Source organism: Microbulbifer sp. Q7 (assembly GCF_001639145.1).
In the GTDB taxonomy this organism is placed as follows: domain Bacteria; phylum Pseudomonadota; class Gammaproteobacteria; order Pseudomonadales; family Cellvibrionaceae; genus Microbulbifer.
The window spans coordinates 767,848-781,296 of sequence record NZ_LROY01000001.1 but is presented as its reverse complement, the minus strand read 5'-3'; the positions used below and the strand labels follow the sequence as shown (position 1 = coordinate 781,296).

Annotated in this window: 7 protein-coding genes; 2 read left to right on the top strand and 5 right to left on the bottom strand. The window is 61.9% G+C overall.

The window, feature by feature from the left end:
* Nucleotides 1-5 precede the first annotated feature (5 nt).
* Nucleotides 6-1,523: a bifunctional ADP-dependent NAD(P)H-hydrate dehydratase/NAD(P)H-hydrate epimerase gene (locus AU182_RS03150; RefSeq protein WP_066960490.1), complete on the bottom strand. Its 1,518-nt coding sequence runs from the start codon at nt 1,521-1,523 to the stop codon at nt 6-8.
* Nucleotides 1,524-1,701: 178 nt separating this feature from the next.
* Between AU182_RS03150 and queG the strand changes: the two genes are divergently transcribed.
* Nucleotides 1,702-2,820 (top strand): tRNA epoxyqueuosine(34) reductase QueG, encoded by a 1,119-nt coding sequence (queG, locus tag AU182_RS03145; RefSeq protein ID WP_066960487.1) that lies wholly within the window; start codon nt 1,702-1,704, stop codon nt 2,818-2,820.
* Between the two features lie 23 nt (nt 2,821-2,843).
* Here the strand turns inward: queG and AU182_RS03140 are convergent, their stop codons facing one another.
* From AU182_RS03140 to AU182_RS03125, 4 genes are all read right to left on the bottom strand, one after another.
* A complete protein-coding gene (locus AU182_RS03140) occupies nt 2,844-4,646 on the bottom strand; it encodes a PLP-dependent aminotransferase family protein (protein WP_066960484.1) in 1,803 nt (600 codons plus the stop codon).
* A 257-nt stretch (nt 4,647-4,903) separates the two neighbouring features.
* Nucleotides 4,904-5,851, bottom strand: a complete 948-nt coding sequence (locus AU182_RS03135) for an alpha/beta hydrolase (RefSeq protein WP_066960481.1) — start codon at nt 5,849-5,851, stop codon at nt 4,904-4,906.
* Nucleotides 5,838-7,037, bottom strand: a complete 1,200-nt coding sequence (locus AU182_RS03130) for an MFS transporter (protein ID WP_066960478.1) — start codon at nt 7,035-7,037, stop codon at nt 5,838-5,840. Before AU182_RS03130 ends, AU182_RS03135 begins: the two co-directional genes overlap by 14 nt.
* Nucleotides 7,038-7,104: 67 nt before the next feature.
* Nucleotides 7,105-10,515, bottom strand: coding sequence for a PAS-domain containing protein (locus tag AU182_RS03125; RefSeq protein WP_066960475.1), 3,411 nt, complete (start codon nt 10,513-10,515; stop codon nt 7,105-7,107).
* A 168-nt stretch (nt 10,516-10,683) separates the two neighbouring features.
* Here AU182_RS03125 and AU182_RS03120 point away from each other — a divergent pair, with 168 nt between their 5' ends.
* Nucleotides 10,684-12,843 carry a TonB-dependent receptor gene (locus AU182_RS03120; protein ID WP_066960473.1) on the top strand — a complete coding sequence of 720 codons (2,160 nt, stop codon included), beginning with the start codon at nt 10,684-10,686 and terminating at the stop codon, nt 12,841-12,843.
* Nucleotides 12,844-13,449 lie beyond the last annotated feature (606 nt).

The following is a 13,449-nucleotide window of genomic DNA, read 5'->3' as shown; positions in this document are numbered from 1 at the left end:
AACGCTCAATCCACCAGCGCGCGGATATGCGGCAGCAAATCAGTGGCGAGCAGGCCGCGCTGGCCATCCTGGGCCGCGCGGTTGCCGGCCTCGCCGTGCAGCCACACCGCCAGCCGCGCCGCCGCGGGCGGCGCCATGCCCTGCCCGAGCAGTGCGGCGATCACACCGGTCAACAGGTCACCCATACCGCCGGAGGCCATACCCGGATTGCCACTGTTAATCAGTTCCACACCCTCACTGTGGGCGATAAGTGTGCCGGTACCTTTAAGTATCACGACGCCACTGAATTTTTGCTGAATGGCTTTCGCTGCCGCCACGCGGTCGGCACTGACCTCGGCGGTGGATACACCTAACAGCCGCGCTGCTTCCCCCACATGCGGAGTGAGCACCCAGTCGTCGCGCTGCACGCCTGCCAGTACCCGGCCGCCGGCGAGAATATTCAACGCATCCGCATCCAGCACCAGCTTGGCCCGGGCGCGGCCAGCGCGTGCCAGTAATTGTTCGCTCCACGGGCTTTGGCCCAGCCCCGGGCCTACGGCAATCACATCCGGCGCTTCCAGCAGTGGCTCCAGCTCCTGGCCGGACACCACCGGATGCGCCATTACCTCCGGGCAGCGGGTCAGCACCGCGGCCACATGCTCCGGGCGCGACGCGAGGGCGATCAGCCCGGCGCCGGCGCGAGCGGTGGCCTCTGCCGCCATCAAGGCCGCGCCACCAAAGCCGTGGTCACCACCGACCACCAGCACATGGCCAAACTGGTTTTTGTAGCTGTCGGCAGCACGCGGAGACAGGCGCTCCAGGCTGCCGCCGTTGTGGCGCGCCAGCAACGCCGGCACCTGCTGGTAAATGGCCGGAGCCGCACCCAGATCGTCGAAGACCACCTCTCCGGTCAGCGCGGGGCCACGGCCCAGATACAGGCCGACCTTGCGGCCAATAAAGGTGATGGTCACATCCGCTGCAACCGCACCGCTCTCCGCGGTACCGCTGTCTGCGTGCAGGCCGGACGGCAGGTCCACCGACAGCACCGGCGCCCCCGCCGCATTCATGTGGGCAATGGCGCTGTCCATCGGCGCCCGCAGGGCACCACTGAAACCGGTCCCCAGCAGTGCGTCCACCAGCACGGTATTTTTCTCCACCGGCGGCAAGGCTTCCAGGCTCGACACCAGGCTGGCACCCTCGCGCTCGGCAAAGCGGTAGGCTTCGAGTGCATCGCCCTGCAGTTTCTCGGCCGGCACGGCCATAAACACGGTGACGGGAATCTGTCGCTGGGCGGCGAGCCCGGCGATCACATAGCCGTCTCCGCCATTGTTGCCGCCACCGCAAAATACCTGGATCGCCGCCAGGTCGGGCCAGCGGCTGCGCAGGCAGTCATAGGCCGCGCGACCGGCGCGCTTCATCAACGCAAGGCCGGGGATCTGCTGCTGGCTGATAACCAGCTGATCCAGCTGGCGCACAGCCTCCGCACTGTAAAGAGATTGCGGGGCCGAAACAGGCGGGCGGGCGGCGTTGGTCTGACTGTCCATGGTAGTTACTGCGTTCCGATGTTGGCGATGACGGTGGCCAAGCGCAGTGAGCAAGCCCTGTGGCTAGTTTCACCTTTTGCGCTCAGATTCTGTGGTCAATTTTTAAACTGTGGCAAAATACCGGCAATTATACCGCCTCAACCCACGATTCGCCGCACACAGGGTCATCCCTTTTTTTATGAGCGCCACCCCGGACCTCCAAACCCTGCAAGACCTGGCCGAGCAGATTCAGCACTGGGGGCGGGAGCTTGGCTTTCAACAGGTGGGCATTACCGACTGCCATCTGGAGCAACACGGCGAACGCCTGCAGCAGTGGCTGCAGGCTGGCTACAACGGCGATATGCAGTGGATGGGTGCCCACGGTGAAAAACGCTGGCGACCGGAACTGCTGGAAGAGGGCACCCTGCGGGTGATCAGTGTGCGCCTGGATTACCTGCCCCCGGATACGCAACCGGTAAACATTCTGAAGAGCCCGGACAAAGCCTATGTCTCGCGCTACGCCAACGGCCGCGATTACCACAAGCTTATCCGCAAACGGCTGGCGCAACTGGCGCAGCAGATCGAGCGCTACTGTGATGCGCACGGTATTGAAAGCCGCGGCCGCGCCTTTACCGACAGCGCACCGGTAATGGAGCGGGCACTGGCGGAAAAGGCCGGGCTGGGATGGATTGGCAAAAACTGCATGGTGATCAACAGCCAGGCGGGCAGCTGGTTTTTTCTCGGCGAGATTTACACCAACCTGCCGCTGCCCGTCACGACCAGCGCAGAACCGAATCAATGCGGCACCTGCACCGCCTGTCTGAAGGTGTGCCCCACCGACGCGTTTGTGGGCCCCTACACGCTGGACGCGCGCCGCTGTATTTCCTACCTGACCATCGAAAATCAGGGTCCGATTCCCGAGGAGCTGCGCGAGCCGATGGGCAACCGGGTGTTCGGCTGTGACGATTGCCAGATCATCTGCCCCTGGAACAAGTTCGCCAAACCAACCGCGGAAGCGGATTTTCACCCCCGCCACGGGCTGGATAACGGGGAGCTGGTGACGCTGTTTCAGTGGACGGAAGACGAGTTCCTGAAAAAGACCGAGGGCTCGGCGATTCGCCGCATCGGCTTTGAGCGCTGGCAGCGCAATCTGGCGGTGGCGCTGGGCAATGCAGACCCGGCCCCGCAAATCATCGCCGCACTGGAGCAGGCCCGGGACGCGGCAACCCCGCTGGTGCAGGAGCACATTGACTGGGCGCTGACGCGCCTGCACAGCGGGCGGCGGCGCAAGCGCAAAGTGCGCAAGTCCACGGGTTAAATCAGCGCGCACAAAGACCGGCGTTATTCGTTGGCCACGATGGCGGTATCAATCAGTTTGCCCAACTCATTAAACCACTTGATCCGGTGGCCATCGGTAACCACATGGAAGCTGGCCTTGCGCCCATAGGACCAGTTGCGCCATTGACGCACCCATTGGTCGCCGTCGAGCCACCAGCGCCCGGTATCGGTTTCGTCCATCTCCACATCGTTGCGTGAATACCCGAGCATGGTGCCATCCGGCTTGAGCTCGATGCGATATGACTCGCCGAGGGTGTTGGTACCGAGAAAAATAGCCCCCGGCATTTCCCGCTGCAGGTCGACTGCGGTGAGATGGCGGCCGCTCGCCCCTGCCAGCGTTTCTTCCTCCGCATGCAGCTCTCCGCTGATCAGCTGCGCCAACACCTTTACTCCGGGCTCGATCTTGTCTGCGTCGATTGCCGAAAAACCAAGGCGTACGGCACGACCGTCACTAATGGTTTCCAGCAACAAACCATTCTGCTCGGCCCGAATCTGCAGCTGCAGAGGATCGATATGCGCAGGCAGTTCCAGCCAGCAGGCGGTGCCACAGCTGGCACGTCGAACCTTGAGTTTCGGCAAGTGGTACATCAGCGCCTCACCCAGTGCGGACCAGCGCTCCTTCAACTGCTGGGTAATCTTGAACAGCGCGGCGTCCAGATGCCCTGCGGCGACAAATTTTGCCAGCAGGCGCTGGTTCAGGGCCGGCACCCGCTCGCGCAGGGTATAGCGCAGCGCGCGCAGCCGCTGGATTACCGGCTTGGGCGCAACCACAAACGCGAGCTGCATGCCCGGGTCGATCACCTTGGGAAACTGGTAGAGGTAAATCACCGAACCACCGCCATCCATGCTCTTAAGGGGCGGGAGCGGGTTACCGTGGTAGCAGAAATCGTGGTCACAGTCGTTTTCGATGACCACCGCCTTTTGTTCGCGGGCCTGCCTCAGCAGCAGCCGCCGCCGTTCCAGGCTGGTGGTAACCGCGGTGGGGTTGTGGACATTCGGTTGCAGATAAATACAGTCTGCTTGCCGCAGCGTCTCTTCGACCAGTGGCCCGTCCGCGTCCTGGGGGAGCGACAGCAAGCGCGCACCGGTGCGACGAAAAATTTCGCCACTCTCGCCGCCGGCCGGTGTTACCAGGGCCAAGGTGCGCTCATCGCCCAGCAACAACTCACCCAAAAGGTGGTAGGCCTGCTCCATCCCACTGGTTAACAGTATCTGGCCGGGCTCCACATAAATGCCCCGCCGCGGCAACAGGCGCGTGCATATCTGCTCCACCAGATTGCGGTCATCCTCGTTGTTGCCGAGGGTGGCCCACTGAGCCACTTCCCGCGCGGTAAAAATGTCCCGGGTACACTCACGCCATTCCGCACCGGGGTACAGGCGGGGGTCGTACTCGTTGCTGACAAAAGGATAGGGATATTGCAGCCAGTTGGCGGGGCGGTTTTGCAGGGCGCGGCGGCTCACCGACACCGGGTTACAGTGATTGCGCCAGTAACTGCGGTCATCTTCATCCCGCCGCGGAATATCCCCGGCACCGTGGCTGATCACCCCCTGCTGGGAGACGGTTTCGCTCACATAGAAACCGCTGCGCTCGCGGGTAACGAGAAAGCCGTCGTCCACCAGCTGCTGATAGGCGAGCACCACCGTATTGCGGGCCACCCCCAGCTGTTCCGCCATACGCCGTGACGACGGCATTTTATGGCCGGCAGGAATGCTCCCGGAAAGGATTCCCTGGATCAGTTTTTCACGAATTTGCTGCTGCAGGCTTTTTTCTGCCGCAGGATCGAGGACGATCAGTGCTTCGCTCATGTTCGGCTCTTTATCGTTGTAATCGCCTGCAATGAATCCGACGTGTGGATGGCAGTTTGCCCGGCTCCACAGGGACAATCAAGGAGACTACCGGGCGCGGTGCGAGCAGGCACAGGCACCGGGCATGTATGCGCAATACGTGCCAACATCTGCAATCAAGTCGAAGCACTTGCCGGTGATCAGGAAAAAGAGGGCGGGAGGTATCGACGGGAGCACGCCTTGCCGCCCACCTGCAACGCAGGCGGGCGACAGCATTATCACAGGCCGTGCAGAAATTCTGCGGTGTGGCGGTACACCCGTCCACAGGCGTCTGGCACCAGGTTTTCGATATTCAGGAAGGCATGAATCATGTCGTTAAAGTGCAGCAGCTCGGCATTGGCGCCGCCCTCGCGCACCTGGCGCACATACTCCACACCCTCGTCCCGCAGCGGGCAAAACTCGGCGGTGATCACCAGGCTGGCGGGCAGGTTGCGGGTGAACTCCCCATACAGCGGTGACACCTGCCGGGGATTTTCTGCGTTCTGCAGGTAGTTGTTGAAATACCAGAGAATCTTTTCCTTCTCCAGCAGATAGCCGCGGCCATTTTCCTCGATAGACGGGGTTTGCATGGTGTAGTCGAGGCTCGGGTAAATTAGCACCTGCGCATCAATGGTATGCGGCTGATGCTGCAGCAAGCGGCTGGCCGAGGCGCACAGCGCACCGCCGCCGGAATCGCCCATCAGAATCCAGCGGCCATTGTGGGCGATGCCTTTTTTATCCAGCGCCGCCCCCAGGTGACGAACCACGCTGATCAGGTCATTCAATGCTGCGGGGTAGGGATTTTCCGGCGCGCGGCGATATTCCACGCTGATCAACATGCGCCCGCAAGCCTCGGCAATACGACGGCAGATGGGATCGTACACCGACACGCTGCCGGCCATATGGCCACCGCCGTGGCAGTAAATAATCGCCGCCTTTTCCTTCGCGCTTCCCTCTTCGGTCGCTGCAGGCTGGTAGATCCGCACCGGCACCGGGTACTCACCACCCTGCACCAGGGTCTCGCACACGGTCATTTCCGGGCCGGGCTCGACAAAATTGCGGGTCAGGTTGGCCAGGCTTTCACGGGCGGAAATCGGGGTGGGCTCAAAACCCGCCGCCTTGAGCTGCGCCACCTGCGCGTTGACCGCCTCCAGCCATTCCGCGAGTTTGGGTTCAAGCTGCCGCATTGTCCGCCTCCAGATTTTCCACTTCGATTTTTTTACCGCTTTCCGGCAACAGGAATGAGAACACAAACAGTGACGCCGAGCAGGCCACAGCGAAGTAGGCCGCGGTGGCCGGCTCACCGGTAATATCCGCGAGCAGGCCAGCGCCGTACATCAGCACCGTCTCCACGCCGTAGGAAACGGACCAGAACATGGCAAAGGTCACCGTGATACGCGCCGGCGTCATGCCCGGCAGTTCCTGCGGCAGGGTGACCAGAGCGGTCATCGGCAGGAACATACAGAAACCCGCGAGGGCAGCGGCAGCGTAGGCGATGATCGGGTCACGGCTGGTGACCATGAGCGCGGCAAAGATCACCAGCGCCAGGCCGCCAAAGCGCAGCACCGGCAGGCGCAGCGGGAAGCGCTTGGTCACGATGATGCCCGCCACGGTGCCCACCATGCCGGCGGCGATCATCACCGCAGACAGATGGTGGCTTGCCACGGCAAAGCCGTCGATCAGCGGGAACAGGGCGAACACCGCGATGTAGCAGAACAGCACACCGCAATACGCCAGCGGCAGCCACCAGTTGAAGCCCTCTTTCACGCCCTGCTTGAAACCGTAATTTTCCTGGGGCTTGTCTGCACCGCCGGATAGCGAAAAGTTCTCCGCCGTCAGCCACCACAGCACGCCCAGCGCCAGCACCATCACCCCGTACAGCACCACTATGGACTGCCAGCTACCCAGCCAGCTGAGCAGTGCGGTGGTGGAGAGCAGAGCCAGCAGGTTGCCGGTATTGAACGCGGCGGCATTGATGCCGTTGATCATGGGGCGCTCTTCAGCGGCAAAGTAGTGCAGCACCACCGGTGCGAAATACACAATCGCCAGTGCGCCACCGAGCCCCAGTGCCAGGCGCGACAGCAGCCAGCCACCGTAGGTATCCGCCAGCGCACCAAAGCCACCGGCGGCAATCAATATGATGGCGATGGCAAAGGCGCGCTTGGCACCCAGCCGCATCAGCAGCGCTGCGGCGGCCAGGTTACCGATAATTTTGGCAATGGTGATGACATTGCTGCCCCAGGTGGCATTGGCAAACCCCTCTTCACCAAAGGACGCCTGGATGGCCGGGGTGAGAATGGCCCCGGACACCCAGCTGGCCGCGAACAGCGCATAGGCGCTGAACATCAGAATTTCCAACAAGTATTTTTTCATCGCTGTGATACCACTTTTTATTCTTCCGGATAATACGTTTCAGACTGCGCGCGAAGACGCCCCCTGCCTATACGACCTTGGTCGTATCGAGGGTGCGCCGCAGCCCTTGCTGCAGCAACGCGCGCAGAGCCGCCGGCCGCAGCGGTTTCTGCAGGAACTGCCAACCCGCCTGCTGGGCGCGCGCCTTCACCGTGTTGGTGTTCTCCGCGGAGATGATCACACAGGGCACGTCGCCGCCCCATTGCGCCAGCAGCTCCGCCGCCAGATCGATGCCGTTGTCACCGTCGTCGAGATGGAAGTCCATCAGCAGCAGGTCCGGCTCGGCAGCAGCCAGCGCCTCCCGGCGATTCTGCGCACACTGGACGGTACAGCCCCAGCCGCCAAGCAGTGCCGCCATCGCTTCGAGAATCGCCGGCTCGTTGTCCACGCACAGGATCTGCAGGTCCAGCGGTGCACCGCGCCCGCCGCTGCTTTTGGTACTGGGCCGCACATTCACCCGCGCGGTGGCGCGCGGCAGGCATACCCGGAACACACTGCCGCGGCCGGGCACCGAGGACAGGCCAATCGGCGCGTTCAGCAGGCGGCACAGGCGCTCCACGGTGGCCAGGCCCAGCCCGTAACCGTGCTGGCGCTGCCCCTGACCGGCGGCGCCCTTTGGCGTGAGCCGGCAGAACTCGCGGAAAATCGCCTGCTGCTGGTCCGGCGCAATCCCCTCACCGGTATCCCAGACTTCCAGGGAAACACTACCGCCACGGCGGCGCGCACCGATCAGCACTCCGCCCTCACGGGTGTATTTGACCGCGTTGTCCAGCAGGTTCTGCACGACACGCCGCAGCATTTTCTCGTCACTTTGCACCCACAGGTTACTGCGGCGGTAGCGCAGGCGGATGCCGCGCGCCTCCGCCGCAAGGCGCGCCTGGGCCACGGCATCGTCGAGGATGCTGTCGAGGGATACCGGGGCTACGCTGGGCTTGATGTCGCCGGCGTCCATGCGGGCAATCTGCAGCATGTCGGTGATCAACTGCTCCGCCGCGGCGAGGGCACTGTCGGCGCGGGTGAGCAGCTGGCGACTGCCATCTTCCAGGGGGTGTGCGGCCAGTGCATCGATAAACAGCCGGCTGGCATTCAGCGGCTGCACCAGATCGTGACTGGCGGCGGCAAGGAAGCGGGTCTTGCCGGCGCTGGCCTCCTGCAATTCGTGATTCAGTGTCTGCAGTTCGTCATTCACACTTTCCAGCTCGGCGGTGCGATGCGCCACCTTGTGCTCCAGCGAGTTGCGCACATCGGTCAGCTCCGCCAGCGCGCGCTGGTAGTCAGAGACATCGGTGTAGGTGGTAACGAAGCCCCCGCCGGGCAGCGGGTTGCCGCGAATCTCCAGCACCGTGCCGTCGGTGCGGTGACGCTGCACCCGGTAGGCGGTGCCGTTGCGCAAATGCTCCACGCGCTTGTTCACATGGTCTTCCACCACGCCGGGACCGCACTCGCCGCGGCTTGCGTTGTAGCGCACCAGCTCCGCCACCGGCCTGCCCACGTAAATCATTTCCGGGGGATAGTGGAACAGCTCCAGATAGCGGCGGTTCCACGCCACCAGGTTGAGGTTGCCATCCACCACCGAGATGCCCTGGTCGATGTTATCGATACTGCTCTGCAGCAGACCGCGCCCGAACTGGTAGATATCCGATGCCTGCTCCAGTTGCTGGGTGGTGACATCCGGCTCACCTAACTGGCGCACCAGGCGGCGCGCACTGGTGCTGCCCACCACACCGGCGAGGATTTTTTCGACCGCTTCGCGATAGTGCTCCGCAGAGGCACCGGGTGCTTGTGTGTCCGCGTTTTCCTGCATCGGCGCCAAGGCGCGGTTCGCCGCATCCTCACCCACAAAGCGCGCCAGCAGCTGCCGCAAACGCGCACGATCCACCGGCGCCACTTCCGCCGCCGCACTGCCGGGCAGCCAGCGCTGCTGCAGCAGCGAACAGCCGATCAGCGCCAGCCCGTTGATACCCAGCCCGAATACGCAGGCGATGGTCAGCGGGTTCCAGCCGAGCCCCAGCAGCGCGGCGATGCGGTCCTCTCCGCCGAGCGCCGCCGGCAGCGCAGACATTGCCCACACCAGCGACCCCAGTAACAGGCCCACAACCACACCGGCGGCGCGCAGCCGCGGCCAGCGTGCGGGCCAGGTCACCGCGGCGATCATGGCCGGCGCGAGTTGCGCCGCCAGCGCCAGGGACAACAGGCCAAAGGTACCGAGGCTCACCCCGGAACCGATCAGCTCGCTTACCCCAAACGCCGCCAGCATCAGCAGGCCGATAATGCCGCGGCGCACCCGCCGCAGGTCACTGCCCAGCGCCACCCCTGCCGGGCGCTGCTGCAGCCGCTTCAGCCACCAGGGCACAATCATGGTGTTGGCGATCATGGTGGAGAGGGCGATGGTGGCGATGATCACCATGCTGGAGCCGGCGGAGAGCCCGCCCACAAAGGCCAGCAGCGCCAGCCACGGGATGCCACTTTCCAGCGGCACGCCCAGCACAAAGCGCTCCGCGTTGGCGTAGCTCTCCGGCAACCACAACATGCCGCCGTAGCCCACCGCCAGTACTGCCAGGGACACCACTGCCAGATACAGGGGGATTAACTTGCGCACCGGGCCTATATCCCGCTCGTCGTCACTCTCGATCATCAGGATATGGAACTGCCGCGGCAGGCAGAAAATGGCCGCCATGCCCAGTATCACTACGGCCAGATAGCCGGTGTCGGCCGGACGCGCCTCGGCGATGGCCGCCACCCTGTCGCTGGCGAGTGCCGCGCGGGTGAGATCGGCGGCACCGTCAAACGCGCTGTACACCACAAACCAGGCCACCGCGATCAGGGCGCCGATCTTGACCAGCGCCTCGAAGGCCACCGCCAGCAGCATGCCATTGCGGTGCACGCTGCTGTCGATATGCCGGGTACCGAACAGCACCGCAAACAGCCCCAGGGTCACGCTCACCACCGCGGTCACCACCGAGCCACTGATACCCCGGTCCTCCACATTCTGCGCCAGCAGCAGGAAGCTGTCGGCCACCGCCCGCAACTGCAGGGACAGATACGGCACGATGGCCACCACCGCCAATAAGGCAACCACCGCCGCAAGCCACTGGGAGCCGCCGTACTGGGCGCTGATAAAGTCCGCGATGGAGGTGGAGCCCTGCTGCTTCGAGAGGCGCACAAAGCGCATCAGCAAGGGGGCACCAAAGACCAGCATCATGCTGGCGCCGACAAAGGTAGGGGGCAGCAGCCAGCCCTCCGTGACCGCCTGCGCGGGCACGCCGAAGAACATCCAGGCACTGGTATAAGTGCCGGCCAGGGCCAGCAACAGGGGTTTGAGCGGGCGAATACGCCCGGCCGGCAGCCGGTCACCCCAGAAGGCGATGGCAAACAGCATCAGCAGGTAGGTCAGGCCCACGGCGGCCAGCAGGGTCAGGCTGAACAATTGGCGCCTCATTCATTTTTTTGTTTATGATGAAGAGAGTAACCGATAGTTCGTTTTGTGTCCTGTTCACCCGTTGCGACCGGCGTCATACCTTGGTCTAACAGGCAAGGTCGCGATCAGCAGATACAGTGCAAATCCGTAACTTAGATAAAAACCATAAACCGGTGATCGGAGAGAGCCATGCGCAATCCAATTAAATTCAACCCTCTTGCCGCAGGCATCATGCTCGCCTGTGGTGCATCCCTTGCCTACGCAGAACCCCAGCTGGAAGAAGTGACCGTGACCGCGCAGAAGCGCGAGCAGTCGCTGCAGGAAGTGCCGGTGGCGGTGTCGGCCATTAGCGAAGCCCAGCTGATGGACAACGGTATTACCGACCTGACCGAAATCCAGAAGATGTCCCCGAACACCACTCTACAGGTGAGCCGCGGAACCAACTCCACCCTGACCGCTTTCATTCGCGGTATTGGCCAGCAGGATCCGCTGTGGGGATACGAGCCAGGTGTGGGCATTTATATTGACGATGTTTACATTGCCCGCCCGCAGGGTGCGGTTATGGATGTGTTCGATGTGGAGCGCATCGAAGTGCTGCGCGGCCCGCAGGGCACCCTGTACGGCAAGAACACCATCGGTGGTGCGGTCAAATACGTGACCAAGAAGATGAGCGGTGATACTGAAGTATCGATCGGCAGCACACTGGGAAGCTATAACCAGCGCGACCTGAAGCTCAAAGCCAGCACCGGCTTGACCGAAAACCTGAATATCGGCGCAGCGATCGCTAGCTTCAACCGTGACGGATTCGGTGAAAATGTCCGAACCGGCGAAGATCAGTACAACAAGGACATTCTGGCTGCCCGCGTCAGCCTGGAGTACTCGCCATCCGAAGACCTTTTCTTCCGCTTTGCCGCAGACAAAACTACCGACAAGTCAGCGTCCAAGCATGGACATCGCTTCAACCCGGGCATTAACGGAGAAGCTGTGCTGGGTAGCGTTTACGACACCGAGTCAAACCTGCCTTCAGACAACCTTGTCGAAACCAGTGGCATGTCATTGACAGCCGAATGGAAGCTGTCTGACAGCGTAACCGTCAAATCAGTGACCGCCAGCCGCGAAGGTGAGACTGAAACTGTCATCGATTTTGACAGCGTGAATACCGCTAGCTTCGACGTTCCCGCGGTGTATGACGATGAGCAGTTTACTCAAGAATTCCAGCTTATCTGGCAAGGCGAAAATGCTGATCTGGTCAGCGGTATTTACTACTACGACGGAACTGCAGCTGGCGGCTATGACGCGGTTCTGGACCCGATCACTGTTGCAGTGAACGGCAGTGTAGACACCCAAAGCCTGTCGGCCTACGCACACTACAATTGGCAGTTTGCCGATCAGTGGAACCTGAACCTGGGTGGCCGCTATACAAAAGATGACAAGGAAGCCGACGTTTACAACGCGGTAGTCGCCGGTCTTGGTAGCGACCTTTCTCATGACAAGTACTATGCCGATTCTGCTGACCCCGTCGTCTTAGCCGTTCGCACGGATTACACCAACAGCGACTCATGGGGTGAGTTCAGCCCTCGCGTAGGCTTGGATTACCAGGTCAGCGACGACGCCATGATTTATGCAAGCTACAGCACTGGCTTCAAGTCAGGTGGTTTCGATATGCGCGGCGTTGAAACAGCCAACCCGCAAACACGAGAAGGCTACGCTCCCGAAACAGTGGACACTGTTGAGTTTGGCTGGAAGCTTGACCTCCTCGACAACCGTCTGCGTGTAAACGGTGCCTTGTTCCGCGCTGACTACACCGACATGCAGCTGACGACTCAGCGACTGCTTGATGACGGTACTACTGCAGGCGACGTGCTGAATGCTGGTAAATCGCGTATTCAGGGCCTCGAATTGGAAGCGTCCCTGGCACTGACCGACACGCTCTCTGCGAACGCGAACCTAGGCTGGGTAGATGCCGAGTTTGTTGAGTTTATCTCTGGCGGTATGGACATCTCCGATACTCGCGACATGCAGAACACACCGGATACGACTGCCATGGTTCGATTGAACTGGTCCCTTCCGGTTGCTGGCGGCGAATTGGTTGTCGTCCCATCAGCGTCTTACCGCTCCGACACGCAGATCTTCGAAACCCCAAGCATCCTAGACCAAGACGGTTACACCTTGGTTGACCTGACGGCTACCTACTATAGCGCCGACGGCAATTGGAACCTTGGTCTGCAAGGCAAGAACCTGACGGATACTGAGTACCGCATCGCGGGCTACGATTTTGGCCCTGTCTTCCAGACAGGCTTCTACGGCGCACCACGCACTATCGCTCTCACAGGTAACTACAACTTCTAAGAACCGTCACTCCCATTCGTTGTACATTGCATTGTTGGGGCCCTCTGGGCCCCTTTTTTATGCCCTGCAGTTTCTGCACTATGTGCGTATCCCTCTTCTTTCCCTCCACAGGCACCACCGCTCCCGAGGCGCACCAATAACTAAATTGGCGCCTAATTTCACACTTTGGCGGCATCCTCTTCTAACCTGAAAGAGAGGGCGGCAGTGACGCCGCTGCTTGAACCAAGCCATCGAGGTATCCGCGTGCAGAAATTGAGTAGTATTCTGCTGACGGCGGCAATTGCGACAGGAGTTGTTGCGGGTTGTACATCAACCGAGCCCAGGGATAGTCACGCAAATCGCGCTTTCAGTAGCGCAGTCCCGCCACATATGGATCCGGCGCACCTGTCGGTCAGAGCCTCCGACCGCAGGCCGAGGAGTGGCAGCCGCGGCGCGCCCCGCTCCCTGAATGTGAACGGCACCCGCTTCCGCTGCTTTGAACAGGAGCTGGACTCAAAAGTGGTGGTGCGCTGCGTACGGCAGTCCTAGCCACCACTCACCCCCTTCGGGGGGCACTGACGCCCGTCACTCCCTGTTTCTGTGACCCTTTCCGCCACAAGCTGGCGC